We start from the raw sequence: 25,974 nt of genomic DNA on the forward strand, positions 1-25,974 counted from the left end.
ATTCCTTAATTAAAACGTCACGCCCATTTTGATGCTCTTTTCCGGATGTCGGTCCACATATTGCATATAGCTTTCCGGGCTGCTGGCAAAAGTTACTACCGGGTCAATAAGTTCTTCACAGTTCAGATAACCGTTCATCAACAGCTCCCAGCAGGTCTCCTCAATACGCTTGCGGCTCCAGCGCGGATAATCTGGATTTGGTTCACTGCAGGCGCGGGAGAAGACAATTTTGGCGTTGTTGAAGTGCGCTTCACGCCCAAGATTGAACCCTTCTGCAAAAGGTTTCGCGAAAGCGACATAGGAGATGGTTCCACCATAGGCCAGACCGCGTAGCGCCGATTGCAACGCATCCGCATAACCGCTGGTTTCGATGATCACATCCGCGCCCTGCTTGCCGGTCAGCTTCTTAATTTCCATCCCCACATCGGTGCCCAGAGGATTCAGACAGAAATCCGCGCCGTGGCGACGTGCGATATCGCAGCGATGAGCAATCGGATCCACGCCAATAACCACCGAGGCTCCCGCTTTCTTAGCTAACTGGACGGCAATCTGACCAATCGCACCTAAACCCACGATGACTACGAAGTCGCCGACACGCACATTGGCGTCGCGCACCCCGCTCATGGCAAATTGTGCCGGGTCATAGCAAACGGCATTTTTCCACGAACTGCCTTCCGGCATTTTGCGTAATTTATAGTTGTTCACCGCATTAAAAATAACCGTTTCAGCCAGAGGACCGTAGCCGCAAACTGAATCGCCAACGGCGTATTCGGTCACATCGCTGCCACACTCAACAACATCGCCTACCACCATGTTGCCAAGCTGGAATTTGCCGAATTCAATCCCGCGCGGCGCCCCTTCCGGACGCGGCATGAACATTTGCCATTCGCTGTTAAAATCTTCGTCAATAAACGGGCTGGCCGCGCGAAAATCGACGACTTCCGTGCCATGTTTCGGCGCACCAAAGCGAACGCGAACTTTAACTTCATTGGCGGATACCGCTCTGTCTTCATATTCCACCAACGCCGCAACGCGCGGTTCTGTGGCAACTAACTTCTTCATTTACAACTCCTTAATTAAACTGGCCGCTTAGCCTTTCACGCCGCCTGCGGTCAAACCACTTTTAATAAAACGTTCGGAAAGCGCATACATAATGACAACCGGCAATGCAGTGACTAACGATGCAGCCATCATGCGTCCCCAGATATAGTCAGGCGTACTGAACAGCGCGTTCAGACCGACCGGTAAGGTAAAATTGCTGGCGCTGGAAAGGAAAATCGAGGCAAATAGATAGTCATTCCACGCCACCATAAAGCAGTACACAAAGACCGAAACCAGACCAGACATCGCCAACGGCACGGTAATGCGAAAGATGATCTGCAGACGATTCAACCCATCCATCATCGCGGCTTCTTCTATCTCATCCGGAATAGTGTCGAAGTAGCTTTTCAGCATGAACACCGCGGTCGGCAGCGTCTGGGTGACCATGGTGATAATCAACGCCATTTCGGTGTCATAAATACCGAGCGCCGTGATGATTTTGAAAAGCGGCACCACCAGCAGGATCCCTGAAAACATGTACACCGTATAAAAGCTGGCATTGATGGTCATTCGTCCCTTAAAACGCAGGCGGGAAAGCGCATATGCCCCGAGCACGCCCAGAAATACCGCCACCACCGATGACGTGACCGATACCACCAGGCTATTACGGAAGTAGTCAACAAACGGGAAAATCATCGGGTTGAAGATGTCGATGTAATGTTCCAGCGTCCATTGCTGCGGTAACAGCGTCGGATGCAGCGAGATCGCCTCTTTTGCGCTTTTGAATGAGGTCATCAGCATCACAAAAAATGGAAATAGCGTGATGCCCAGAAAGACAATTAATCCACAGTAAAAGCCAATGCGGCCAAGCGTGCGCTTATTTGTTGCCATTGAGGTTCACCCGTTTTCTGGTCAGCAGGATTACAGCGAAAATGATGACGAAGAGGACGACAGAGATCGCGGCCGCTTTGCCTAAGTCATTAAATGCAAACGCCGTTTTATAGAGATAGACCCCGAGAATATCGACTTTAGTGGTCAACAGATAAACATCGGCGAACATGTAGAACATCCAGATCGTACGTAGCGTGACCACGGTCGCCAGCACGGGCATAATCGCCGGCAGCGTGACGATACGAAACCGTTGCCAGGCATTCGCGCCGTCCATTTCTGCCGCCTCATACAACGATTTATCAATAGTCTGTAAAATCGCCAGAAACGAGATAAAGGCGTATGGGAAATAGCGCCAGATGGCGAACAGCACGACCAGCGCGAAGCTGCTGCCGGGATTGTCGAACCACAGCGGCGCCTGATCGTAGAGATGCAACAGATCCACGCCGAGGTAGTTCACAATGCCGTAGCCGTTGTTGAACATGTATTTCCAGGCAAACACCAGCGAAATTGATGGCGTTACGTAAGAGAGGATGACCAGTGAGCGCGCCGTTTTCCGCAGACGAAACTCACGGTTAAAAAACATCGCCACTCCCAGCCCCAGTACCGTGCTCCCTGCCACAACCAGCGCGGTATACCAGACCGTCATCCATAGCGAATGCCAGAATCCAGGATCGGATAAGATTCGGATATAGTTGCTCAGCCCGACAAACGTAGACTCAATTTGCGGATTAAGCGGCAGACGCATAAAGCTGATTTCGATATTAGATATCATCGGCCACGCCACTAAACCGCCCAATAACAGTAAGCTGGGCGCCAGCAGGAGCATGGCAAATGGCATATCAGATCGACCTGAAAAGAACTTATTCATCACGGCTTTCCATTTCCCCATTAGCGCTGTTCAACGAGGTCATCCAGTTTTGTCTGGCTGGCCTTGATAGTCGATGAAAGGTCAGCTTTCCCTACCGTGACGTTGTGCACCATGGTACTCACAACACCCGATCCGGTTACGTCGCCCATGCGGGTAAAGTTCTTATCACCGACAGCGCCAAAGACCTGAATATTCGGCAGTTCGGCAATCAATTGATCGGGTAATTCACCCAGCGCTTTGATAACGGCGTTATCTTTCCACGTCGGCGTATTCACCACCGCTTTGTTGACCGGCAGCGCAGCCCCTGGCGACATCATGACCCAATCCGCAATGTTGTCGGCCTGCTCCATGAAGGTGACAAATTTCTCTGCGGCTTCTGTCTCTTCGGTTTTTTGACCAGCAGTAATGGTTAGCGACGTCAGCATGCCGTAAACCGCGGAATTTTTTTCCGTCGGTACCATAAAGCCAACATTTTTAGGATCGCCCTCTTTGATCACCGCCGGGAGGATATAGGTGGAATAAATCGCCATTGGCGCCGTGCCGTTCATGAAAGCGTCTTTGACTTCCATGATGTCGTTAGAGCCCGGCATGGTGTTCATGGCAAGTTGGCGGTAATACTGCAGCGCCTGCGCCATCTCAGGGGTGTCGAGCGTAATCTTTCCCTGCGCATCAAAAACGTTGGCCTGGTTAGAGAGCGCGAACTGAGAGAATGACTGTTCGGTCAAAACGCTTTCTGCCGTGGGTAGCGCAATACCGTATTTCTTACTGCCAGGATTGTTGAGCTTCTGGGCCACGTTCAGCAATTGCTGCCAGTCTTTTGGTTCTTCCAGTCCAGCTTTTGCCAGCACATCTTTGCGATACCAGATCCCGCCAATCCAGGCGCTGACCGGAACCCCAGTCCATGCACTACCGTCTTCAGTACGCACAATACGCAGGACGCCATCATAAAAAGTCCCTTCACCGACGCCGTTGATGACCTGCGCCACCGCTTTACGATCGATAAGGGATTCTTTATCCATAACTTTCGCGTAGTCATGGCTGGTTTCAATGACTTCAGGCAGTGAACCGCTGCGCGCCAGGGTAATGACCTTGGTGTTGTAAGCATCTTCTTCCACAGGAACCTGTTTGACGCTGATGCCCGGATTTTCTTTTTCAAAACGCTCAATCAGTTTTGCAATAACTGCTTGCCGCTCCTGCTCGACAGAAGAGTGCATAAATTCAATCGCGACAGAGGACTTTTTATCATCCTTACACCCGGAAACCAGGGCGCAGGAAACCAGTGCTGAAATCAGCACAATTTTAGCTTTAAGCATGAAATGTTCCTTTTTATTACTTAACCCACATGACCTGCCAGGCGTACAACGTTAATTCTTTACCTGAAATAGTTTCACCGCTAATCAAATCAAATCCATTTTCAATATCAATGCAAATGGTTTGCGTATGACCGCTGACATTAAATAGTCCAGTAATTTCCTCGCCTGTTTCCGCCGTACGTTTAATTTGCATGACAGCTGGTGTAACATTGCAAATTTGAAAATTACTATCAGGGTGGAATGCTTTATTATTGCGACGTATTACAATGAGTCGGGATAACTCATGATAAATAGCGTTACGCAAACTGGTTTCATCTGCCAGCTCCGTTTCTATTTGTCTTATCTGATATTTTTTGCGGTTGATCGCACGGTTATAACCTAACGTCTCAACACCTTTATAGTCATTGCGTGATCCAAGGATGCTTTGAATGTAAACCGCCGGCACACCAGGAAAACTCAGCAAAATGGCATGTGCGAGAATAAAGCGAGAAAACCGCTCAGCATCGCTACAATTTCCTGGCGTTAGCGCATCCATATATGTCACGTTAATTTCATACGGACTGCGAGTACCATCAGGATTATTTTTCCAGTTAACCAGCGCGCCTTCCTGTTGTAATTCTGCCACCAGACGCATGATCTCGTCTTCAGGCAACAAACCGCGCAATGGATTGAGACCAATACCGTCATGCGATGCGAGAAAATTAAACCAGGTGGTCTCGCCAGACGGCAGTTCCAGTGATTGCGCCCACTGGCACAATGTCGACGTATCCTGGCGTTGTACCGCATGCAGCACCAGCGGCGGCAGCGAGAACTGGTACACCATATGCGCTTCATCACGGCCATTACCATAGTAAGACACGTTATCCTTATGTGGGACGTTCGTTTCGGTAATAATCGCTGTGCCAGGCGCCGCACAGTCAGCAATAGCGCGGAATAGTTTGATAAGCTGATGCGTTTTTTCCAGATGAATACAGCTCGTTCCTGGCTCTTTCCACATAAAGCCAACTGCATCCAGGCGGACATAATCTGCGCCCTGCTCAAGATAGCTCAATAGCACATCGACCATCGCCAGTAGTACTACCGGGTTGGCATAATTGAGATCGACCTGGTCGTCGCTGAACGTCGTCCATAAATGGCGTACGGTGTTATCTTTTAGCGTAAACGGCGTCAGTAACGGTAATGCGCGTGGACGTGTGACGTTGCTCAGGTCCGTATCAGGATCCATTGCAATAAAGAAATTTTCATAACCGTCAAGCTGTTGTAAATAATTATTAAACCACTCGCTTTTAGCTGACATATGGTTACAAACAAAATCAAACATCAGTCGACTGGATTCACCTAATTCCTTAATATCATTCCAGTCACCCGTTTCTTCGGCAACCTGATGGTAATTAATCACGGAAAACCCATCATCCGATGACCACGGATAAAACGGCAGCAGATGCACATGAGAAAATGTCGTCTTAAGCCATTCATTATAAAATTGATTAAATGTAGGCAGCGGTTTTTTACCAGCCCCGTGGAATTGATCGGCGTAGGTAATAAGAACGACATCGCCCTCATCCCAATGCGCTTTACGGATCTTTTTAATTAATCCCTGTGACTTCTCTAAACGTGCAAGCAGCGCTTCATAGTGGCATGAAGTAAATGTATCACCATAAACTTCTGTCAGACATTTTTGGATTTTTTGGTTCACCTTCAACTCTCGTGGTAGCGGTCCCATGAATCAAGAGACTACTCTGCGGAAAATAAGCTGTCAATCAACTGAGGTGGTCTGGAGGGGGGTAAAAAAAGAATTTTGGCAGCCAAAAAATCGTATTTGTGAGCTGCCGCAAATTAACTGAGGGAATGTTGATTAATTGTTGCTTGCTTTTGCTGATTCAGATATCAGGTTTGATTACCAGAATAGCGTTTCGACAATTTTGCTGCAGCCCGACTCAACACCGGCTCCAGAACCAACGCCAGCAGCATTTTTAGCGGGCGTCGGGCGACGGATTTCACCGCCCACCCTGCTACCCCTGCCGGGCCGTAACGAAGCGCCGTCAAAAGCACCAGCTTACCTGCTATTTTAAAGCCCGGCTTAACCCTTTGCCCGGCACGTTGCCAGCGATTGTTCATGTCTAACCTCACAATTGGCGGAAACGACTACGTAATGAAAAAGTATCAGACGTTACATAACGTTCCATTTCACGCAAACGCTTTTCACTTGCTGCCAGCTCACGATCGACGGCATCCAACAGCTCGCCGCTAGATGGCTGTTGCTCGCCACAGACCACATTGTCCGGCATCGGGTCTAACACAAACGTCAGCACGATGTAGGCGACGAAGGTGAAAAAGGCCAGGCCAAAAAAGACTGACAACACCACCAGGATCCGTACCAGCTTCACAGGCACATCGAGATAATGCGCAATACCTGCGCAAACCCCCTTCACCATGCCCTGCTGCGGAATACGCCACAGTTTTTTGTTCAGGTTAACGCCTCCCATTAGCGGTCCCTCCAGTTTGGATGTTCAGCATCAAGGATGTCTTCCAGCGCCTGAATGCGCTCGCGCATCCGCTGTGCGTCATCGTTGAGTTCGACCAGACGTTGCTGTTCACTTTGCGACAGTTCGCCACGACTGGAACGGTTGCTGTAGTGCAGCCAGAGCCAAATCGGTAAAACGAACAACACAAAGATGGTTAACGGGATAGCCAGAAATAGCGCGCTCATGAGTACTCCTTACAGGTGATGAGCGGCGGCGCGTTCGGGCGCCGCCAGATGTTATTATTGCTTGTCTTGCTGCATTTTGGCTTTAAGTTGCGCCAGCTGCTCGCTGATTTCATCATCTGCTTTCAGGTCAGCAAATTGCTGATCCAGAGACTTTTGTTTACCGAAGTTATGGCTTTCAGCCTCAGCTTCCATATGATCGATACGACGCTCGAAAGATTCAAAGCGCGCCATCGCTTCATCCAGTTTACCGCTGTCCAGTTGACGACGGACATCACGCGAAGAACTCGCTGCCTGATGACGCAGCATCAGCGCCTGCTGACGAGCCCGGGTTTCACTGAGTTTATTTTCCAGCTCACCAATCTCTTTTTTCATACGCGCCAGCGTATCGTCAACCAGCGTCACCTCATGCTCCAGAGAGGCAATCAGGTCAGTCAGTTTCTGTTTTTCGATTAACGCAGAACGCGCCAAATCTTCTTTCTCTTTACGCAGCGCCAGCTCGGCTTTTTCTTGCCACTCTGCCTGTTGCGCGCTGGCCTGTTCAATACGGCGAGATAATTGTTTCTTTTCTGCCAGAGCGCGTGCGGAATTTGAGCGCACCTCAACCAGCGTATCTTCCATTTCCTGGATCATTAACCGCACCAGCTTCTGCGGATCTTCAGCCTTTTCCAGCAACGCATTAATGTTGGCGTTCACGATGTCGGCAAAACGAGAAAAAATACCCATAATGTAATCCTCACTTACTGTTCTGATATCGGGCTATGCCCTGCTGATTTCGTAATGCACTTGGCGTGCCAACTTTTTATCTCATTGATTATAATGATTATATCTAATTTTACCTGTCGAGATAATTAGGGTAAATTGGTGAATAACACTAACAAATGGTGAATTTCATCATGGCAGAATACAAAGATAATCTTCTGGGTGAAGCAAACAGCTTTATTGAAGTGCTGGAGCAGGTTTCTCATCTGGCGCCACTGGATAAACCTGTGCTGGTTATCGGTGAGCGAGGTACAGGGAAAGAGCTTATTGCCAACCGCTTGCACTACCTCTCTACGCGTTGGCAAGGCCCGTTTATTTCACTTAACTGCGCGGCGCTCAACGAGAACTTACTCGATTCCGAACTGTTTGGTCACGAAGCGGGTGCCTTTACCGGCGCGCAAAAACGCCACCCTGGACGTTTCGAACGCGCCGATGGCGGCACGCTGTTTCTTGACGAGCTGGCGACTGCCCCCATGCTGGTGCAGGAAAAACTGTTGCGCGTCATTGAGTATGGCGAGCTGGAGCGCGTTGGCGGCAGCCAGCCGTTGCAGGTTAACGTACGCCTGGTTTGTGCGACTAATGCCGACCTGCCACGTATGGTCAGCGAAGGCACTTTCCGCGCAGACCTGCTGGATCGTCTGGCCTTTGACGTGGTGCAACTTCCCCCGTTACGCGAGCGTCAAAGCGACATCATGTTAATGGCCGAACACTTTGCCATTCAGATGTGTCGCGAGATCGGGTTACCGCTGTTCCCGGGGTTTACCGCCGAGGCCAGGGAGACCCTCCTCCACTACCGTTGGCCGGGCAATATTCGTGAACTAAAAAACGTCGTGGAGCGTTCCGTATACCGGCACGGTACCAGCGATTACCCGCTGGATGAGATAATCATCGACCCCTTCCGTCGCCATGTTGCGCAGCCGCAGGTAGAGGAAACAACGCTGGCATCTGCAGCATTACCGCTGGATTTGCGTGAATTCCAGCAGCAACAAGAGAAAGACTTTTTACAAACCAGCTTGCAGCAAGCGAAATTTAATCAGAAAAAGGCCGCTGAACTACTGGGTCTGACTTACCATCAGCTTCGTGCCTTGCTGAAGAAACACCAGATTTAGGACACTTTCGCCGACGTTATACTGGAGGATTTGACGCATAGCGTTAAAACAGATTACCATGATGAAATCACTGTATAAAAAAACAGGTATATCATTATGACTCTGGCATTAGTTAGCGAAAAAATTGACAGAAACCGCTTCACCGGGGAAAAAGTTGAAAACAGTACTTTTTTTAACTGTGATTTTTCAGGGGCCGATCTTAGCGGCACTGAATTTATCGGCTGTCAGTTTTATGATCGCGAAAGCCAGAAAGGGTGTAATTTTAGTCGCGCAATGCTGAAAGATGCCATTTTTAAAAGTTGCGATTTATCCATGGCGGATTTTCGCAACGCCAGTGCCCTGGGAATTGAAATTCGCCACTGCCGCGCGCAGGGTTCAGATTTTCGCGGCGCGAGTTTTATGAACATGATCACCACGCGGACCTGGTTTTGCAGCGCATACATCACGAATACCAATCTAAGCTACGCCAACTTTTCGAAGGTTGTCCTGGAAAAGTGCGAGCTGTGGGAAAACCGCTGGATGGGAACTCAGGTAGCGGGTGCAACGTTCAGTGGATCAGATCTCTCGGGCGGTGAATTTTCAGCGTTCGACTGGCGGGCCGCAAACTTCACGCACTGTGATTTGACCAATTCAGAACTGGGTGATTTAGATATTCGGGGTGTAGATTTACAAGGCGTCAAATTGGATAGCTATCAGGCAGCGTTGCTGATGGAGCGGCTTGGTATCGCGGTGATTGGTTAGCATTCTCGGAGCGGTAAGTACCGCTCCCGCCCTTATACAATAGTGTTCGTCTTTGCCTTAAAAGTCACTTTCGACGTACAGAGCATAAACGTTAGAGGGTTCCGGTTCCCCCATCAGAACACCAGACCTGACCAGACGTATAGCTGTTCTCCTGAGCGGCCAGGGTGACATAAAGCGGCGCGATTTCCACCGGTTGTCCAGGACGTCCCAGCGGCGCATTTGCCCCAAATTTCTCCACCTTCTCCTGCGGTTGACCGCCACAACACTGCAGCACCGTCCAGTATGGACCCGGCGCGACGGCATTAACACGGATCCCTTTCGGGGCCAGCTGTTTCGCCAGCGATTTAGTAAATGCCACGATAGCTGCTTTAGTCTGAGCATAATCAAGCAAGATTTCACTTGGCTCATAAGCCTGTACCGAGGAGGTATTAATTATCACGCTGTCTGGTGAAAGATGGGGTATGGCCGCTTTGGTGATCCAAAACATAGCGTAGACATTGGTCTTAAATGTTGCGTCGAAATCTTCTGTGGTGAGTTCCTCAATTGACTCACAAAATTGCTGACGACCCGCATTATTGACGAGGATATCCAACCCTCCAAGTCCTTTAACCGCCTGTGTTACCAGATGACCGCAAAAAGCCTCATCACGGATATCTCCGGGGATGGCCAAAACATTTCTGCCTGCTTTTTTTATCAGGTCGACCACTTCACGCGCATCGTCTTCTTCTTCAGGTAAATAGTTGATCGCAACATCAGCGCCTTCACGAGCATAGGCAATAGCAACAGCACGACCAATCCCTGAATCCCCACCGGTAATTAATACCTTGCGCCCATTCAGGCGACCGCTTCCCTGATAGCTGTCTTCTCCATGGTCGGGACGCGGTTGCATTTTCCCCGCCAGCCCTGGAAAGGGCTGCTGCTGCTGTTGAAAAGGCGGCGCCGGAAAACGCGCAGAATTGGTTTTATTGATGGTCTTTTTTTCCTTGTTTAAGCCAGCCATGCAATTACCTCTCTTAATTTATCACAAAGACTAATAAGCGTAGACCAAAGTGAATGGCATGACCTATATTCCCCAGCAGTACTTAATTTTCTCGGAATATTCCCCTCCCTACTTCCCCCTACCGTTACGCTTATATCCCCACCAACGTTAGACTTAATTTGAACAATATCATTTGAGACTTTTCCAGTTCGCAGTATTAATAAATAGCAACCACAATTTACATCTCACCCCAGGCAAAAGGGAGAACGTATGAAATTATCCATAACGCCATTATTATGTTGTTTTTTATTGTCGCCAGCGCTTGCTGATGATAACGGCGGGTTGAAAAATGATACAGCTCCACCGCCAGCCCACGCTCTGGATGAAGGTTATCGTGGGACCGAAGATGCAAGAATCATGACTGTCGAACAGGCCAAAACGATGCATGACGGTGCGACCATTTCTCTACGAGGTAATCTCATCGAGGATCAAGGCGGAGACAAATTTATCTTTCGTGATAAAACCGGCAGTATCCAGACTTTAATTCCACACGCGGTTTTCGATGGCCGAACGGTTAAACCCGATCACATGATCAGTATTAACGGTAGCCTCGATGTGAAAATGCAACCACCAGTGGTTCGCGTAAATAAGATCCAGAAGTAACGCAATAACCGGGAAGGAAGCCACTCTTCCCGGTCGATTTTCTTTATTCCTACGATTTTGCTAATGCTCACTTCTGCCCGTCATGGTCATTTCCTCCCCTCTTTTCCCTCACGTTTTTCTGTCTGCCAGCGAATCACGCGTTTAAGCGAGTCAGATGGGTCATGAAAATGCTAAGATAGTTAACAGAGTAGATTCAAAGTGGATAGCGGGTATGAATGTTGAACATGTCGCGATGTTGAATTCGCGGTTATCACCCTTGCTGCCCCCAAACACAAACGGTAATGGCAAATGTCATTAAGTATTAGTAAGATAGCCTCTTTATTTATAATCCTTTAAAATTATGCGCCTGGTTTTATCATCTCTGATCGTGATGGCTGGATTTCTGAGTGGTCAGGCTGCTGCCGCGCCTGAACAGGCTTCGCACGCCGATATTCGTGACAGCGGCTTTGTCTATTGCGTCAGCGGGCAGGTCAATACGTTCAATCCGCAAAAAGCGAGCAGCGGCCTCATCGTCGACACGCTGGCGGCCCAATTGTATGACCGACTGCTTGATGTCGACCCGTACACCTATCGACTGGTGCCTGAGCTGGCCGAAAGCTGGGAGGTGCTGGATAACGGTGCAACCTACCGCTTCCACCTGCGTCGTGACGTCCAGTTTCAGAAGACTGCCTGGTTTACCCCCACCCGTAAACTAAATGCGGACGACGTGGTGTTTACCTTCGAGCGCATCTTTGATCGCCAACATCCGTGGCATAATGTGAACGGCAGTAGTTTCCCCTACTTCGACAGTTTACAGTTCGCCGATAACGTCCAAAGCGTACGCAAGCTGGACAATAACACCGTTGAATTTCGCTTAACCCAGCCCGATGCCTCCTTTATGTGGCACCTTGCCACGCACTATGCTTCGGTGATGTCAGCGGAATATGCGGCTAACCTTGCAAAACAGGATCGCCAGGAACTGCTCGACAGACAACCCGTCGGCACGGGCCCATACCAGCTTTCGGAGAATCGCGCCGGCCAATATATTCGACTGCAGCGTCATGAAAAATTCTGGCGTGGTACTCCGCTGATGCCGCAGGTGGTTGTGGACCTTGGCTCCGGCGGCACCGGACGCTTATCGAAACTCCTGACCGGTGAGTGCGACGTTCTGGCCTGGCCTGCCGCCAGCCAGCTCAGCATTTTGCGTGATGACCCGCGCCTGCGTCTGACGCTGCGTCCGGGGATGAACATCGCGTATCTGGCATTCAACACCAATAAACCGCCGCTGGATAACCCTGCCGTGCGGCATGCGCTGGCGCTGGCCATTAATAACCAACGGCTGATGCAGTCCATCTACTACGGGACGGCGGAAACAGCAGCATCTATTTTGCCTCGCGCCTCGTGGGCATATGACAACGAAGCTAAAATTACAGAATACAACCCGGCAAAATCGCGCGAACAGTTAAAAGCGCTCGGGCTGGAGAACCTGACCTTGCAACTTTGGGTTCCCACCAGCTCACAGGCCTGGAACCCAAGTCCGCTGAAAACCGCCGAGCTGATTCAGGCAGATATGGCTCAGGTGGGTGTGAAAGTGAAAATCATTCCGGTAGAAGGTCGATTTCAGGAGGCGCGATTAATGGATATGAACCATGATCTGACGTTATCCGGCTGGGCGACGGACAGTAACGATCCTGACAGTTTTTTCCGACCGTTGCTAAGCTGTGCCGCCATCAACTCGCAAACCAACTTCGCCCACTGGTGTAATCCGGAATTTGACAGCGTTCTGCGCAAAGCCCTCTCGTCGCAGCAGCTCTCATCGCGAATTGATGCCTATGACGAAGCGCAAAATATTCTCGCGAAAGAGTTACCAATCCTGCCGCTGGCCTCTTCACTGCGTCTGCAGGCTTACCGCTACGATATTAAAGGGCTGGTGCTCAGTCCGTTCGGTAATGCCTCTTTTGCCGGGGTTTCCAGGGAAAAGAAAGATGAGGTGAAAAAACCATGATTATCTTCACCTTGCGCCGTTTTTTATTGCTGCTGATCACCCTGTTCTTTCTGACCTTTATTGGATTCAGTCTGAGCTACTTCACACCTCATGCGCCGTTACAGGGCGCATCACTGTGGAACGCCTGGGTATTCTGGTTCAATGGCCTCATCCACTGGGATTTCGGCGTCTCCAGTATTAATGGCCAATTGATTTCAGAACAGTTGAAGGAGGTGTTCCCGGCGACGATGGAACTGTGCATTCTGGCCTTTGGTTTTGCGCTGATGGTCGGGATCCCCGTTGGTATGTTGGCAGGCATCACGCGGAACAAATGGCAGGACCGCTGCATCAGCGCATTAGCGCTAATGGGTTTTTCGATTCCGGTTTTTTGGCTGGCGCTGTTGCTGACATTGCTCTTCTCACTGACCCTCGGCTGGCTTCCCGTGTCGGGCCGTTTTGATCTGCTCTACGAAGTAAAACCCGTTACCGGTTTTGCCATTATTGATGCGTGGATCTCCGACTCGCCCTGGCGCGATGAAATGCTGGTCAGCGCAATCCGGCACATGGTGCTCCCGGTGTTGACGCTTTCCGTCGCCCCTACTACCGAAGTTATTCGCCTGATGCGTATCAGCACCATCGAGGTCTTTGATCAAAACTACATCAAAGCGGCCGCCACGCGTGGTCTGTCACGCTTAACAATTCTGCGCCGTCACGTCCTGCACAACGCCCTCCCGCCGGTGATCCCGCGCCTGGGTTTACAGTTTTCCACCATGCTGACGCTGGCGATGATCACCGAGATGGTCTTTAGCTGGCCTGGCCTTGGCCGTTGGCTGATTAACGCGATTCGCCAGCAGGATTACGCGGCGATTTCGGCGGGCGTTATGGTGATTGGCTCACTGGTTATCATCGTCAACGTCATCTCTGATATTTTGGGTGCTATGGCTAACCCTCTGAAACATAAGGAATGGTATGCCTTACGATAGCGTCTACAGCGAAAAGCGCCCACCGGGTACGCTACGCACCGCATGGCGTAATTTTTACGGCGATGCGACGGCGATGATTGGCCTGTATGGTTGCGCGGGATTAGCGATTCTGTGTGTTTTTGGCGGTTGGTTTGCCCCTTATGGCATCGACCAGCAGTTTCTCGGTTATCAGCTTTTACCGCCGTCATGGTCGCGCTATGGCGAAGTCTCATTTTTCCTCGGAACTGACGATCTGGGGCGTGACGTGTTAAGCCGCCTGCTCAGCGGTGCGGCCCCGACCGTTGGCGGCGCGTTTGTCGTCACCCTCGCCGCTACCCTGTGTGGTCTGTTGCTGGGCGTGGTTGCCGGTGCGACGCACGGTTTGCGCTCCGCGGTACTGAACCACATTCTGGACACTCTGCTCTCGATCCCTTCGCTGCTGCTGGCGATTATTGTGGTGGCCTTTGCGGGGCCGCATCTGACCCACGCGATGTTTGCCGTCTGGCTGGCGCTGCTGCCGCGCATGGTACGCTCCGTCTACAGCATGGTGCATGACGAGCTGGAAAAAGAGTACGTTATTGCCGCTCGTCTGGACGGCGCAACCACACTCAATATTCTGTGGTTCGCCGTTCTGCCCAATATTACCGCCGGGCTTATCACCGAAATTACCCGTGCGCTGTCGATGGCGATTCTGGACATCGCCGCGCTGGGTTTTCTCGACCTTGGCGCACAGTTGCCGTCACCAGAATGGGGAGCCATGCTGGGCGACGCGCTGGAGCTGATTTATGTCGCGCCGTGGACGGTGATGCTGCCAGGTGCAGCGATTATGATAAGCGTGCTGCTGGTTAACCTGCTGGGTGATGGCGTGCGCCGCGCAATTATTGCGGGGGTGGAATAATGCCATTACTGGATATCCGTAACCTGACCATTGAATTCAGGACCGGCGACGAGTGGGTAAAGGCGGTTGACCGCGTCAGCATGACCCTCAATGAAGGTGAAATCCGCGGGCTGGTCGGCGAGTCCGGGTCCGGAAAAAGCCTGATCGCCAAGGCCATTTGCGGCGTTGCTAAAGATAACTGGCGCGTAACCGCAGACCGTATGCGCTTTGATGATATCGATCTGCTGCGCCTTTCAGCTCGTGAACGACGCAAGCTGGTCGGTCATAACGTTTCTATGATCTTTCAGGAACCGCAATCGTGTCTCGACCCCTCCGAGCGCATCGGACGTCAGCTAATGCAAAATATTCCGGCATGGACCTACAAGGGCCGCTGGTGGCAGCGCATTGGCTGGCGCAAACGCCGCGCGATTGAACTCCTGCACCGCGTCGGGATAAAAGATCATAAAGATGCCATGCGCAGCTTCCCGTACGAACTCACCGACGGCGAATGCCAGAAGGTGATGATCGCTATCGCCCTGGCTAATCAGCCACGCTTGCTGATTGCCGACGAACCGACGAACGCGATGGAACCCACCACTCAGGCGCAAATTTTCCGCCTGCTGACCCGGCTAAATCAAAACAGCAACACCACCATTTTGCTGATAAGCCATGACCTGCAAATGCTCAGCCAGTGGGCAGACAAAGTTAACGTGATGTACTGCGGGCAAACGGTGGAAACTGCGCCCAGTAAGGACCTGGTGACGATTCCGCATCATCCTTACACTCAGGCGTTGATTCGCGCCATTCCTGATTTTGGTAGCGCAATGCCGCACAAAAGCCGCCTGAATACCATGCCAGGAGCAATTCCATTGCTGGAACAATTACCTATCGGCTGTCGTCTGGGGCCGCGCTGCCCTTATGCTCAGCGCGAATGTATCGAAACCCCAAGACTGACCGGAGCAAAGAATCATCTCTACGCCTGTCATTTCCCGCTGAATATGGAGAGAGAGTGAGATGGTAGAAACCCTGCTCGAAGTTCGTAATCTGAGCAAAACCTTTCGCTACCGGACGGGCTTATTTCGCCGTCAGACCGTTGAAGCCGTTAAGCCCCTGAGCTTTACCCTGCGCGAGCGTCAGACGCTCGCCGTGATAGGCGAAAATGGTTCTGGTAAATCTACTCTGGCGAAGATGCTGGCCGGTATGATTGAGCCCACCAGCGGTGAGGTACTGATTGACGATCACCCGTTAAAATATGGCGATTACTCATTCCGTAGTCAGCGTATCAGGATGATTTTCCAGGATCCGTCAACGTCACTTAACCCGCGGCAGCGTATCTCACAGATCCTCGATTTCCCGCTACGTCTTAACACCGACCTCGAGCCGGAACAGCGTCGCAAGCAGATCGTCGAGACCATGCGTATGGTCGGTCTGCTGCCTGACCATGTGAGTTATTACCCGCATATGCTGGCCCCGGGACAAAAACAGCGTCTGGGCCTTGCTCGAGCGCTCATTTTACGACCCAAAGTAATTATCGCCGACGAGGCTCTGGCCTCTCTCGACATGTCGATGCGTTCGCAGCTCATCAATCTGATGCTGGAATTGCAGGAAAAACAGGGTATTTCATATATTTATGTGACCCAGCACATCGGCATGATGAAGCATATCAGCGATCAGGTATTAGTCATGCACCAGGGGGAAGTAGTTGAACGCGGCAGCACAGCAGATGTTCTGGCCTCGCCGCTGCATGAGCTTACCCGTCGCCTGATTGCAGGCCATTTCGGCGAAGCGCTTACCGCTGACGCGTGGCGTAAAGATCGCTAGCAGATGCAGCCCTCCTTCAGCGGAGGGCAATTTTGCACTCAGTGGCAAACGCTGGGTAAGAGCAGTGTATCTACCTCGCTAAAAGCAACCGAAGGGAAAAGGGTTCCCTGCATCACCCAAACACCCGCAGCGCCTGCCTCGTCGATAAGATGTGCTGTTTCCACGCCCTCCACTGCAATACGGTCGCAATATTCACGAATGTTTTTCATTAGCACCGGGAACATTGGTTTTTCAACCTGCTCCAGGAAGAAACCACGATCCAGCTTCACAACGTCAAAACGACCGCACACCAGCGGACTGGCACCAATGCTGCCGGAACCCAGATCGCCCAGCCATAATGCGTTTGGGCCGTCGCGAAGTGAATTAATCAGTAGATTATTCAGACACACGGTATTCGTCAGAAAGCGTTCTGAAAGCTCCAGTGCAACAAATGGCATTGCATGTAATGCCGATTTGACAATCGGGTCTCCAATCGCCAGTAGCGCCATTTCATCAATAAGGTTCAGAGTACAGAAAAGGTTGTGGCTTTCAAACCAGTCACGTTTTTCGGCAATTAATCGAATTTGCTCGAGCATGAAATGACGTTTTTGTTCGCTATTCCACGCTGAAATGATGAACTCCGGATGTAACGGAGAAACCGTATCTGAAGTAAACCGGGCGCTCATCTCAACTCCCAGTAACGTATCAGTTGTGTCTCTCATCGGTTCCGCGATGAAATGATAGTGCATAAGACCACTCCAATTGATCATAACTTCCTGATAATGCACTTTTAATCACAATCAATCAATAATATCGATCAATGTATCAATATCGATCGATAAAAACAATATATCATAAAGAACTGAATCTGGTCATATTTTTTGTTTTAAGAAAGTTCCTACCTTGCTATGTTTATAAACATAAGCTAGCAGCTAATAATACCATTGAGATGCCTTTAAAGCCTTGTATTTTCTCCATCCTTCCGCGCTTGTATAATCTTCATATGTCATGGGTAGTGATTGTCACTGCGGGCTGATTACTCTTCTACAAGGAACAAAGAGTGGGATATAATTGCAGCCCCATTTCGGGCAAGCTTGAAATTGTGATCATAACTCATTGATTGCTAAAAATAAGCAATGACCATAAGGATTAAAACTATGGGTTTCCTTTCCGGTAAGCGTATTCTGGTAACGGGTCTTGCCAGCAAACTTTCTATCGCCTGGGGTATCGCTCAGGCAATGCATCGCGAAGGCGCTGAACTGGCTTTCACATACCAGAACGACAAACTAAAAGTCCGCGTGGAAGAATTTGCAGCTCAACTGGGTTCCAGCATCGTACTGCAGTGTGATGTGGCGGAAGACGCCAGCATTGATGCAATGTTTTCGGAACTAAGCAAAGCCTGGCCGAAATTCGATGGTTTCGTTCACTCAATTGGATTCGCGCCCGCTGACCAACTGGATGGCGACTACGTGAATGCAGTCACCCGCGAAGGCTTCAAAATTGCTCATGACATCAGCGCTTACAGCTTTGTAGCGATGGCAAAGGCCTGCCGTTCCATGCTGAATCCAGGCTCTGCGCTGCTGACGCTATCCTATTTAGGCGCTGAGCGCGCCATCCCTAACTACAATGTGATGGGCCTGGCGAAAGCCTCTCTGGAAGCGAACGTTCGCTACATGGCTAATGCGATGGGTCCTGAAGGCGTGCGTGTGAACGCTATTTCCGCAGGTCCTATCCGGACACTTGCCGCTTCCGGCATTAAAGATTTCCGTAAAATGCTGGCGCATTGTGAAGCGGTTACGCCGATTCGCCGCACTGTAACCATTGAAGATGTGGGTAACTCCGCGGCATTCCTGTGCTCCGATCTCGCTGCCGGCATCTCTGGTGAAGTCGTTCACGTCGATGGTGGCTTCAGTATCGCGGCTATGAACGAGCTGGAACTGAAATAATCGTAAGTCCTCAATGGGCGGAATTAACCCGCCCATGACTCTTCTCTACCCGCCGCCATATATGCTTTTCTGATATTTATTATCACGTAACAATCTTTCATCCCCTCTTCTGCTTACGTCAGGATATTGCAGCGCAAACGATCCGGCGTAGTGGTATGACGACGTGTCCGGGTCGCCACTTTTTAGACCAAGGACCGCCCATGGAACAACGCCGAATTGAAGGCAAAAGCCACTGGTATCATGAGACGCAATCCAGCACGTATCCGCAAGATGTTTTGCCGCTGGTGCCGGAAGCCGCTCATGTCGACGACAGCTTTTTACTGGATCTGGCGATACCTGATGACGCCCTTTTGCCTTTTCAATCCTGGTTAACTCCTGCCCGTAAACTCGCCCAGACCCTCTTCCCGGCTCATGTAAACCAGGATCAGATGCACACATTCAGCGCCTATGATCGGATGAGTACAGCCTTAACTGTCGCTCAGGTGTATGGCGTCCAGCGATTGTGTAATCACTATGCCGCACGTTTAACACCGCTTCCTGGGCCGGACTCCTCACGGGAGAGTAACCATCGACTGGCGCAAATCACCCAATATGCGCGTCAACTTGCCAGCTCTCCTGCCGTGATAGGTGCACGCGATCGCCAGCATCTGGATGCTGTCGGGCTGACCACCAGCGATACCATTTTGATGAATCAAATTATCGGATTCGTCGGTTTTCAGGCCCGTATCGTAGCCCTGTTTCAGGCCTGGTCCGGACATCCGGTACGCCGAATTCCGGGACTGGATATACAGCAATTCGCTCACGCTGCGCCATTTAATGCAACAAACACAACCTGGCACGCTGCGCCATTCCCGATAGAAAAACATCCTGGTCTTGATGAGGCGGCGACCAGACGTTATCCCGATGAACTGCAAGCTCTGGCGCCATTACTGATACATTCACCGGTCATTTTGGATTTACTTGCGACGCTTATTTCCAGTACCCGGCGCAGCGCTGTACCGGCGCGGGCATTTTCTCTGACGGTGCTAATGACGTCACGGATTAACGGCAGCGTGGCCTGCTTTAATGAACATACTCACACAGCAAATGAATTAGCCGAGGTCATCGCCCTGCTTCGCCTGGATGAGCGTGAATTACAGCGTTGGGAACAACGACATCCGGTTGAGCGCGTCACCCTGCAGGCGGTACAATGGCTAACCCGAGCGCCTGACCGCTTTAGCGCCACGCTGTTAACTCCCTTGTTCGATCAGGACATCTCCTCTGAACAAGCGATTAACCTGCTGGCCTGGAGCGGATTGTGCGGATGGTTGAATCGCTTGAAAATCGCGCTGGGCGAGACTTGTTAACCGATCCACTTACTGAAAGAGCGCTTGCCGCAACTGATAGAATCGCGTAAAACTGTCAGCCGCTCTTTTAGCCACGAAAATAGACAATTATGCTTCAGGACAACCCGCTGCTAGCGCAGCTTAAACAGCAACTGCATTCCCAGACGCCACGTGCTGAAGGGGTGGTAAAAGCCACGGAAAAAGGCTTTGGCTTCCTGGAAGTCGATGCACAAAAAAGCTATTTCATTCCGCCCCCGCAGATGAAAAAAGTCATGCATGGCGACCGTATAGTAGCGGTTATCCATACAGAAAAAGATCGTGAATCTGCCGAGCCGGAAGAACTGATCGAACCCTTCCTGACGCGCTTCGTGGGTAAAGTTCAGGGCAAAAATGACCGCCTGGCGATTGTGCCAGATCATCCGTTACTGAAAGATGCTATCCCTTGCCGTGCCGCCCGCGGCGTCGAGCATGAATTTAAAGAAGGTGATTGGGCCGTAGCTGAAATGCGCCGCCACCCGCTGAAAGGCGATCGCACCTTCTATGCCGAGTTAACCCAATTTATCACGTTTGCTGATGACCACTTTGTTCCGTGGTGGGTCACGCTGGCACGCCATAATCTCGAAAAGGAAGCACCGGACGGTGTGGCAACTGAGATGCTGGATGAAGGTCTGATTCGTGAGGACTTAACCGCCCTCAACTTTGTCACCATCGACAGCGCCAGTACCGAAGATATGGACGATGCGCTGTATGCTGAAGAACTGGCCGACGGCAAACTGCAATTAACAGTCGCCATTGCCGATCCTACCGCCTGGATTGCAGAAGGCAGCAAACTGGATAAAACGGCAAAAATTCGCGCGTTTACTAACTATCTGCCGGGATTCAATATCCCGATGCTGCCACGTGAACTGTCTGACGATTTGTGCTCTCTACGTGCAAACGTTGAGCGTCCGGTTCTGGCATGTCGGATGACCATCACCGCGGATGGCGCGATTGAAGACAACATCACGTTCTTCGCAGCAACGATTGAGTCGAAAGCGAAGCTGGTCTACGACAACGTCTCCGACTGGCTGGAAGGCGCAGGCGACTGGCAGCCTGAAAACGACGCGATTGCTGAACAAATCCGCCTGCTGCACCGTATTTGCCTGAGTCGTGGTGAGTGGCGTCATAATCATGCACTGGTATTTAAAGATCGCCCGGATTACCGTTTCGTTCTGGGTGAAAAAGGCGAAGTGCTGGACATCGTCGCAGAACCGCGCCGCATCGCAAACCGTATCGTGGAAGAATCCATGATTGCGGCGAACATTTGTGCCGCCCGCGTGCTTCGCGACAAGCTGGGCTTCGGTATTTATAACGTCCATATGGGATTTGACCCCGCTAACGCCGACGCTCTGGCCGCGCTGCTGAAAACCCATGGCATGCACGTGGATGCCGAAGAGGTCCTGACGCTGGAAGGTTTCTGCAAACTGCGCCGCGAACTGGATGCACAGCCTTCTGGTTTCCTCGACAGTCGAATTCGCCGCTTCCAGTCTTACGCTGAAATAAGTATCGAGCCAGGTCCGCACTTTGGGCTGGGTCTGGAGGCTTATGCCACCTGGACATCTCCTATTCGTAAGTATGGCGATATGATCAACCACCGCCTGCTTAAGGCCGTCATCAAAGGTGAAAACATCGCCCGCCCTCAGGATGATACCACCGTGCAAATGGCGGAACGTCGTCGCCTGAACCGGATGGCTGAGCGTGATGTTGGTGACTGGTTATACGCCCGTTTCCTGAGCGACAAAGCCGGGACCGATACCCGCTTTGCAGCCGAGATCATTGACGTCAGCCGTGGCGGCATGCGTGTGCGTTTAATTGATAATGGCGCTGTTGCATTTATTCCTGCCCCGTTCCTGCACGCCGTTCGTGACGAACTGGTATGCAGCCAGGAAAGCGGCACCGTACAAATTAAAGGTGAAGTGGTTTACAAAGTCACGGATGTGATTGACGTAACTATCGCCGAAGTGCGGATGGAAACTCGCAGCGTTATCGCACGTCCCGCTATGTAAAATGTCGTAATCCAGCGACCTTTCTCATTTTGTGAAAGGTCGTTTTCTTTTTTCCGCCCAAATTCCCACCAGGCACTACACTTCTTTCAATCGGTCAAAATTATTTTTTTACTATTTTCAGTTCCGTTTGCTTTGCTTTTTACGGATTCTGGATTACACATAAATATATAAAAAAAACAATACGTTCAGCCATAATCACCCTGAATGAATCATGGCTACCCTTACTTTTGAGGCTCTATGCGCTTTAAACGGGATAGTACACATCATGAAAGACGTCCGGGAGCTGGTTACGTTGTATAGCTATGTGGGCACTCATAACCCCTACTGGCGTTTGTCAGAGGATTGCAACATCCTGCATTTCTCTATCGACGAAACGTCAGGCGCCGATCAGACCATCGAGTTATCACCTGAACAAGCCGATCGCATTCGCGAGATGACGGTGATTACGTCAAGTCTGTTAATGACGTTGCCCATTGAAGATGACGACATACCTGTGCATCTGGTCGGTCGAAAAATCAATAAACGCGAATGGGCCGGAAGCGCATCCGCCTGGGATGACACCCCTTCCGTCGCCCGCGACCTGGCTCACGGGCTCTCTTTTGCCGAACAGGTCGTTTCTGAAGCCAATTCCGTTATTGTCATTCTTGACCGGATGGGCAACATTCAGCGGTTTAATCGCCTGTGTGAAGAGTACACTGGCCTCAAAGAACGTGAAGTTATTGGCCAAAGTGTATTCACATTATTTATGAGTCGACGTGAGGCTGCGGCTTCACGGCGCAATATCGAGGTCTTTTTCCGCGAAGGTAATTCGTATGAGGTTGAGCGCTGGGTGAAAACCTGCAAAGGCCAGCGTCTGTTTCTGTTTCGCAATAAATTTGTGCATAACGGTAGCGGCAAGAACGAAATATTTCTGATCTGTTCCGGGACCGATATCACTGAAGAACGCCGCGCGCAGGAGCGACTGCGGGTGTTGGCAAATACCGACTCCATCACAGGCTTACCTAACCGCAACGCAATTCATGAACTGATCGGCAATGCGATTGAGAACGCAGGCGATACGCAGGTCGGGATTGTGTACCTCGATCTGGATAACTTCAAAAAGGTAAACGATGCCTACGGGCATATGTTTGGCGATCAATTATTACAAAGCGTATCGCTGGCAATCCTCAGTTGTCTCGACGACAACCAGATACTGGCGCGGTTTGGCGGCGATGAATTCATTGTCCTGGCCACCGAAACATCCCAGGGCACACTGGAAGCTACCGCATCACGCATTCTGACGCGCCTGCGCCAGCCATTTCGCATCGGCCTGATTGAAATCTATACCGGATGCTCTATTGGTATTTCCCTCGCACCTCAGCATGGTCAGGACTGCGAGAGCGTCATTCGTAATGCGGATACAGCCATGTACACCGCAAAAGAAGGCGGTCGCGGACAGTTTTGTGTTTTCTCTCCGGAAATGAATCAGCGCGTATTTGAATATCTGTGGCTGGATACCAATCTGCGTAAGGCGCTGGAAAACGATCAGTTGGTTATCCATTATCAGCCAAAGATAACCTGGCGCGGTGAAGTGCGTAGTCTGGAGGCGCTGGTACGCTGGCAGTCCCCGGAACGTGGCCTCATTCCCCCACTGGAGTTTATCTCCTACGCCGAAGAATCGGGGCTCATCGTCCCGCTGGGTCGTTGGGTTATTCTCGACGTAGTGCGCCAGGTCGCGAAATGGCGCGCCAAGGGCATAAACCTGCGCGTGGCGGTAAACGTTTCTGCCCGCCAGCTCGCCGACCAGACGCTTTTTACCGCACTGAAGCAGGTACTTCAGGAACTCAACTTTGAGTATTGCCCCATCGATGTTGAATTAACGGAAAGCAGCCTGATTGAAAATGAACAACTGGCGTTGTCCGTTATTCAGCAATTTAGCCAGTTGGGAGCGCAAATCCATTTGGATGATTTTGGTACCGGTTATTCGTCGCTGTCGCAACTGGCCCGCTTCCCGCTGGATGCAATTAAACTGGATCAGACATTTGTCCGAGATGTACACAAGCAATCCATTTCACAGTCGCTGGTGCGAGCCATTGTTGCAGTAGCACAGGCGCTAAACCTGCAGGTGATTGCTGAAGGCGTGGAAAGCGCGAAAGAGGATGCGTTTCTGACCAAAAATGGCGTCAATGAGCGTCAGGGGTTTTTATTCGCTAAACCAATGCCAGCAGCCGCATTTGAACGTTGGTATCGCCGACATCTGAGTAAAAAATTGCGTTAATGTAGAGAAATTATACGTAGTGAATAGCCATAAATGGACATTACATGGAGATCTTATCTGCATGTAATCACAGAATATATAATATTCTCCAATCGTTCAGGTTAATACTATTTTTCCCTTCTCTTTTGCCATGAAATTCTGCATCATGAAATTCAAACTCTATTGCCATTAGGATGATGACCATGTCTGATATCGACGCTCAGCGTCTGGCCGAACGTATTGATACCGTGCTGGATATCCTCGTTGCAGGTGATTACCACTCAGCCATCCATAACCTTGAAATTCTGAAGGCTGAACTGTTAAACACTGTCAAAGAAGATACCGAATCTTTGGCGAAAAAGCCTAAGGCTCCGTGGGAGATCTGATGACATCGCACTTTTGATGTCGCTGCTATCAGCAAACTGCGGATAATGCAGTTTCCGTTTAATTTCCGATACGATATCGCTATAAAATTAATACTATGAATTCCCGACAACAATCTATTTTGCAGATGGTGACCGACAAAGGTCAGATGAGCGTCGCCGATCTGGCAAAACTCACCGGCGTATCAGAAGTGACGATCCGACAGGACCTGAACACGCTGGAAAAACAGAGTTATTTACGCCGAGCGCACGGCTTTGCTGTTTCATTGAACAGCGATGATGTTGAAACACGCATGATGACCAATTTCACCCTGAAGCGTGAGCTGGCTGAATTCGCCGCATCGCTGGTAAGCCCAGGCGAGTCCGTGTTCATTGAAAACGGCAGCAGCAATGCGCTTCTGGCCAGAACATTGGCTGAGCAAAAGGATGTCACCATTATCACTGTGAGCAGCTACATTGCCCATTTGCTGAAAGAAACCTCCTGCGAGGTAATTCTTCTCGGTGGAATTTACCAGAAAAAAAGCGAGAGTATGGTCGGCCCTTTAACTCGCCAGTTTATCCAGCAGGTACACTTCAGCAAGGCCTTTATCGGCATTGATGGCTGGCAAGCAGACACCGGCTTTACCGGACGCGACATGATGCGTTCTGACGTGGTTAACGCGGTGCTGGAAAAAGGCGCAGAAGTCATTGTGCTAACCGACAGCTCAAAATTCGAAGCCATCCACCCTTACACGTTGGGTCCGTTAGAGCGATTCAGCCGTGTAGTGACGGACTCCAGACTCAGTGCCAGCGTGCAAATGCAGCTCGAGCATTCAGGATTGACCGTCAATATCATTGATGCCCACGCATAAAATCTTCAGCAGATGATTTGTCAGCAGGCAAATCATCTCCTCTCTGAGAGTTATCTGACAGTCCAATTAAGACTTTTTACCTGTCGTTAACAGGATAAAGTCGTAAAATTAATGTTAGCGATATAACAGGAACGAACATCCACCTTCAGGATAGTGTTTGTAATGCCTTCGCTACACGGTTTCACGGAAATATCTTCTATAGTCTTAATTTAGCGCTATTCTTAAAGAACACTGGATTCCGTGAATCAATAATTCAGGAGAAAGTATTATGTTAGTAACGAGCAAAAAAATGACCGCCGCCATTCTGGCAATTACTCTGGCAATGTCTCTGAGTGCCTGCTCTAACTGGTCCAAACGAGACCGTAACACCGCTATCGGCGCTGGTGCGGGTGCAGTGGGTGGCGCAGTCCTGACTGATGGCAGTGCGCTGGGTACGCTGGGTGGTGCTGCAGTAGGTGGTATAATTGGCCACCAGGTGGGTAAATAATCTACGGTTGAACGGCTCGATATAA

General features: G+C 50.6%; 26 protein-coding genes. 15 read left to right on the forward strand and 11 right to left on the reverse strand.

The window, feature by feature from the left end; genetic code table 11:
- Positions 1–9 precede the first annotated feature (9 nt).
- From ycjQ to pspA, 9 genes are all read right to left on the reverse strand, one after another.
- A complete protein-coding gene (gene ycjQ / locus OGW16_RS25475) occupies positions 10–1,062 on the reverse strand; it encodes a D-guloside 3-dehydrogenase (RefSeq protein ID WP_075146238.1) in 1,053 nt (350 codons plus the stop codon).
- Positions 1,063–1,089: 27 nt separating this feature from the next.
- Positions 1,090–1,932 carry a carbohydrate ABC transporter permease gene (locus OGW16_RS25480; protein WP_003020474.1) on the reverse strand — a complete coding sequence of 281 codons (843 nt, stop codon included), beginning with the start codon at positions 1,930–1,932 and terminating at the stop codon, positions 1,090–1,092.
- On the reverse strand, positions 1,919–2,800 hold the full coding sequence (locus OGW16_RS25485) for a carbohydrate ABC transporter permease (protein WP_003840754.1): 882 nt from the start codon (positions 2,798–2,800) through the stop codon (positions 1,919–1,921). The genes OGW16_RS25480 and OGW16_RS25485 overlap by 14 nt, the downstream gene beginning before the upstream one ends.
- A gap of 20 nt (positions 2,801–2,820) precedes the next feature.
- On the reverse strand, positions 2,821–4,113 hold the full coding sequence (locus OGW16_RS25490) for an ABC transporter substrate-binding protein (RefSeq protein ID WP_047410938.1): 1,293 nt from the start codon (positions 4,111–4,113) through the stop codon (positions 2,821–2,823).
- Between the two features lie 16 nt (positions 4,114–4,129).
- On the reverse strand, positions 4,130–5,836 hold the full coding sequence (locus tag OGW16_RS25495) for a sugar phosphorylase (RefSeq protein WP_286519258.1): 1,707 nt from the start codon (positions 5,834–5,836) through the stop codon (positions 4,130–4,132).
- A 164-nt stretch (positions 5,837–6,000) separates the two neighbouring features.
- A complete protein-coding gene (pspD, locus tag OGW16_RS25500) occupies positions 6,001–6,231 on the reverse strand; it encodes a phage shock protein PspD (RefSeq protein WP_047410921.1) in 231 nt (76 codons plus the stop codon).
- Between the two features lie 8 nt (positions 6,232–6,239).
- On the reverse strand, positions 6,240–6,599 hold the full coding sequence (pspC, locus tag OGW16_RS25505; protein WP_043016173.1) for an envelope stress response membrane protein PspC: 360 nt from the start codon (positions 6,597–6,599) through the stop codon (positions 6,240–6,242).
- Entirely contained in the window at positions 6,599–6,823 is a 225-nt protein-coding gene (pspB, locus tag OGW16_RS25510; RefSeq protein ID WP_003020509.1) for an envelope stress response membrane protein PspB, read from the reverse strand. The genes pspC and pspB overlap by 1 nt, the downstream gene beginning before the upstream one ends.
- 54 nt (positions 6,824–6,877) lie before the next feature.
- Positions 6,878–7,546 carry a phage shock protein PspA gene (gene pspA / locus OGW16_RS25515; protein WP_043016172.1) on the reverse strand — a complete coding sequence of 223 codons (669 nt, stop codon included), beginning with the start codon at positions 7,544–7,546 and terminating at the stop codon, positions 6,878–6,880.
- A 155-nt stretch (positions 7,547–7,701) separates the two neighbouring features.
- Here pspA and pspF point away from each other — a divergent pair, with 155 nt between their 5' ends.
- Both pspF and OGW16_RS25525 read left to right on the forward strand, forming a co-directional pair.
- On the forward strand, positions 7,702–8,691 hold the full coding sequence (gene pspF, locus OGW16_RS25520) for a phage shock protein operon transcriptional activator (protein ID WP_167373448.1): 990 nt from the start codon (positions 7,702–7,704) through the stop codon (positions 8,689–8,691).
- A 96-nt stretch (positions 8,692–8,787) separates the two neighbouring features.
- Positions 8,788–9,432, forward strand: coding sequence for a quinolone resistance pentapeptide repeat protein QnrB27 (locus OGW16_RS25525; protein WP_032494874.1), 645 nt, complete (start codon positions 8,788–8,790; stop codon positions 9,430–9,432).
- Between the two features lie 91 nt (positions 9,433–9,523).
- Here OGW16_RS25525 and OGW16_RS25530 read toward each other — a convergent pair whose 3' ends face one another.
- Positions 9,524–10,432 (reverse strand): SDR family oxidoreductase, encoded by a 909-nt coding sequence (locus OGW16_RS25530; protein WP_047410880.1) that lies wholly within the window; start codon positions 10,430–10,432, stop codon positions 9,524–9,526.
- Positions 10,433–10,681: 249 nt separating this feature from the next.
- On the opposite strand from OGW16_RS25530, the gene OGW16_RS25535 reads away from it, so the two are divergent.
- The 6 genes from OGW16_RS25535 to sapF all read left to right on the forward strand — a co-directional run bounded on the left by OGW16_RS25535 (position 10,682) and on the right by sapF (position 16,697).
- Positions 10,682–11,074 carry a YdeI family stress tolerance OB fold protein gene (locus OGW16_RS25535; protein ID WP_286519263.1) on the forward strand — a complete coding sequence of 131 codons (393 nt, stop codon included), beginning with the start codon at positions 10,682–10,684 and terminating at the stop codon, positions 11,072–11,074.
- Between the two features lie 340 nt (positions 11,075–11,414).
- Positions 11,415–13,058, forward strand: coding sequence for an ABC transporter substrate-binding protein SapA (sapA, locus tag OGW16_RS25540; protein WP_047410878.1), 1,644 nt, complete (start codon positions 11,415–11,417; stop codon positions 13,056–13,058).
- On the forward strand, positions 13,055–14,020 hold the full coding sequence (sapB, locus tag OGW16_RS25545; RefSeq protein WP_043016167.1) for a peptide ABC transporter permease SapB: 966 nt from the start codon (positions 13,055–13,057) through the stop codon (positions 14,018–14,020). Before sapA ends, sapB begins: the two co-directional genes overlap by 4 nt.
- Positions 14,007–14,897, forward strand: coding sequence for a peptide ABC transporter permease SapC (sapC, locus tag OGW16_RS25550; protein WP_043016166.1), 891 nt, complete (start codon positions 14,007–14,009; stop codon positions 14,895–14,897). Before sapB ends, sapC begins: the two co-directional genes overlap by 14 nt.
- Positions 14,897–15,889, forward strand: a complete 993-nt coding sequence (gene sapD / locus OGW16_RS25555; protein ID WP_043016165.1) for a peptide ABC transporter ATP-binding protein SapD — start codon at positions 14,897–14,899, stop codon at positions 15,887–15,889. Before sapC ends, sapD begins: the two co-directional genes overlap by 1 nt.
- A gap of 1 nt (position 15,890) precedes the next feature.
- The gene (gene sapF / locus OGW16_RS25560) at positions 15,891–16,697 is read left to right on the forward strand and encodes a peptide ABC transporter ATP-binding protein SapF (protein WP_043016164.1); all 807 of its coding nucleotides are present in this window, start codon (positions 15,891–15,893) and stop codon (positions 16,695–16,697) included.
- A 38-nt stretch (positions 16,698–16,735) separates the two neighbouring features.
- Here sapF and OGW16_RS25565 read toward each other — a convergent pair whose 3' ends face one another.
- On the reverse strand, positions 16,736–17,425 hold the full coding sequence (locus tag OGW16_RS25565; RefSeq protein ID WP_172863310.1) for an EAL domain-containing protein: 690 nt from the start codon (positions 17,423–17,425) through the stop codon (positions 16,736–16,738).
- Between the two features lie 408 nt (positions 17,426–17,833).
- On the opposite strand from OGW16_RS25565, the gene fabI reads away from it, so the two are divergent.
- The 7 genes from fabI to osmB all read left to right on the forward strand — a co-directional run bounded on the left by fabI (position 17,834) and on the right by osmB (position 25,949).
- On the forward strand, positions 17,834–18,622 hold the full coding sequence (gene fabI, locus OGW16_RS25570; protein WP_043016162.1) for an enoyl-ACP reductase FabI: 789 nt from the start codon (positions 17,834–17,836) through the stop codon (positions 18,620–18,622).
- Between the two features lie 200 nt (positions 18,623–18,822).
- Positions 18,823–19,968 carry a carboxymuconolactone decarboxylase family protein gene (locus tag OGW16_RS25575; RefSeq protein ID WP_080625246.1) on the forward strand — a complete coding sequence of 382 codons (1,146 nt, stop codon included), beginning with the start codon at positions 18,823–18,825 and terminating at the stop codon, positions 19,966–19,968.
- An 89-nt stretch (positions 19,969–20,057) separates the two neighbouring features.
- Complete coding sequence (locus tag OGW16_RS25580) at positions 20,058–21,992, forward strand: exoribonuclease II (RefSeq protein WP_080625247.1); 1,935 nt, start codon at positions 20,058–20,060, stop codon at positions 21,990–21,992.
- 265 nt (positions 21,993–22,257) lie between these two features.
- Positions 22,258–24,249 carry a cyclic di-GMP phosphodiesterase gene (gene pdeR / locus OGW16_RS25585; protein ID WP_043016159.1) on the forward strand — a complete coding sequence of 664 codons (1,992 nt, stop codon included), beginning with the start codon at positions 22,258–22,260 and terminating at the stop codon, positions 24,247–24,249.
- 182 nt (positions 24,250–24,431) lie between these two features.
- Complete coding sequence (locus tag OGW16_RS25590; protein WP_047410865.1) at positions 24,432–24,614, forward strand: YciZ family protein; 183 nt, start codon at positions 24,432–24,434, stop codon at positions 24,612–24,614.
- A gap of 95 nt (positions 24,615–24,709) precedes the next feature.
- On the forward strand, positions 24,710–25,462 hold the full coding sequence (yciT, locus tag OGW16_RS25595; RefSeq protein WP_043016157.1) for a DNA-binding transcriptional regulator YciT: 753 nt from the start codon (positions 24,710–24,712) through the stop codon (positions 25,460–25,462).
- A 268-nt stretch (positions 25,463–25,730) separates the two neighbouring features.
- On the forward strand, positions 25,731–25,949 hold the full coding sequence (gene osmB, locus OGW16_RS25600; RefSeq protein ID WP_043016156.1) for an osmotically-inducible lipoprotein OsmB: 219 nt from the start codon (positions 25,731–25,733) through the stop codon (positions 25,947–25,949).
- The last annotated feature ends 25 nt before the right edge of the window (positions 25,950–25,974 follow it).

This window comes from Citrobacter sp. Ce104 (assembly GCF_030334595.1).
Taxonomy (GTDB): Bacteria; Pseudomonadota; Gammaproteobacteria; order Enterobacterales; family Enterobacteriaceae; genus Citrobacter; species Citrobacter europaeus.

Coding starts and splice junctions, on each gene's coding strand:
- ycjQ (WP_075146238.1), bottom strand. CDS start 1,062: ATGAAGAAGTTAGTTGCCACAGAACCGCGCGTTGCGGCGTTGGTGGAA.
- OGW16_RS25480 (WP_003020474.1), bottom strand. CDS start 1,932: ATGGCAACAAATAAGCGCACGCTTGGCCGCATTGGCTTTTACTGTGGA.
- OGW16_RS25485 (WP_003840754.1), bottom strand. CDS start 2,800: ATGAATAAGTTCTTTTCAGGTCGATCTGATATGCCATTTGCCATGCTC.
- OGW16_RS25490 (WP_047410938.1), bottom strand. CDS start 4,113: ATGCTTAAAGCTAAAATTGTGCTGATTTCAGCACTGGTTTCCTGCGCC.
- OGW16_RS25495 (WP_286519258.1), bottom strand. CDS start 5,836: ATGGGACCGCTACCACGAGAGTTGAAGGTGAACCAAAAAATCCAAAAA.
- pspD (WP_047410921.1), bottom strand. CDS start 6,231: ATGAACAATCGCTGGCAACGTGCCGGGCAAAGGGTTAAGCCGGGCTTT.
- pspC (WP_043016173.1), bottom strand. CDS start 6,599: ATGGGAGGCGTTAACCTGAACAAAAAACTGTGGCGTATTCCGCAGCAG.
- pspB (WP_003020509.1), bottom strand. CDS start 6,823: ATGAGCGCGCTATTTCTGGCTATCCCGTTAACCATCTTTGTGTTGTTC.
- pspA (WP_043016172.1), bottom strand. CDS start 7,546: ATGGGTATTTTTTCTCGTTTTGCCGACATCGTGAACGCCAACATTAAT.
- pspF (WP_167373448.1), top strand. CDS start 7,702: ATGGTGAATTTCATCATGGCAGAATACAAAGATAATCTTCTGGGTGAA.
- OGW16_RS25525 (WP_032494874.1), top strand. CDS start 8,788: ATGACTCTGGCATTAGTTAGCGAAAAAATTGACAGAAACCGCTTCACC.
- OGW16_RS25530 (WP_047410880.1), bottom strand. CDS start 10,432: ATGGCTGGCTTAAACAAGGAAAAAAAGACCATCAATAAAACCAATTCT.
- OGW16_RS25535 (WP_286519263.1), top strand. CDS start 10,682: ATGAAATTATCCATAACGCCATTATTATGTTGTTTTTTATTGTCGCCA.
- sapA (WP_047410878.1), top strand. CDS start 11,415: ATGCGCCTGGTTTTATCATCTCTGATCGTGATGGCTGGATTTCTGAGT.
- sapB (WP_043016167.1), top strand. CDS start 13,055: ATGATTATCTTCACCTTGCGCCGTTTTTTATTGCTGCTGATCACCCTG.
- sapC (WP_043016166.1), top strand. CDS start 14,007: ATGCCTTACGATAGCGTCTACAGCGAAAAGCGCCCACCGGGTACGCTA.
- sapD (WP_043016165.1), top strand. CDS start 14,897: ATGCCATTACTGGATATCCGTAACCTGACCATTGAATTCAGGACCGGC.
- sapF (WP_043016164.1), top strand. CDS start 15,891: ATGGTAGAAACCCTGCTCGAAGTTCGTAATCTGAGCAAAACCTTTCGC.
- OGW16_RS25565 (WP_172863310.1), bottom strand. CDS start 17,425: ATGCACTATCATTTCATCGCGGAACCGATGAGAGACACAACTGATACG.
- fabI (WP_043016162.1), top strand. CDS start 17,834: ATGGGTTTCCTTTCCGGTAAGCGTATTCTGGTAACGGGTCTTGCCAGC.
- OGW16_RS25575 (WP_080625246.1), top strand. CDS start 18,823: ATGGAACAACGCCGAATTGAAGGCAAAAGCCACTGGTATCATGAGACG.
- OGW16_RS25580 (WP_080625247.1), top strand. CDS start 20,058: ATGCTTCAGGACAACCCGCTGCTAGCGCAGCTTAAACAGCAACTGCAT.
- pdeR (WP_043016159.1), top strand. CDS start 22,258: ATGAAAGACGTCCGGGAGCTGGTTACGTTGTATAGCTATGTGGGCACT.
- OGW16_RS25590 (WP_047410865.1), top strand. CDS start 24,432: ATGTCTGATATCGACGCTCAGCGTCTGGCCGAACGTATTGATACCGTG.
- yciT (WP_043016157.1), top strand. CDS start 24,710: ATGAATTCCCGACAACAATCTATTTTGCAGATGGTGACCGACAAAGGT.
- osmB (WP_043016156.1), top strand. CDS start 25,731: ATGTTAGTAACGAGCAAAAAAATGACCGCCGCCATTCTGGCAATTACT.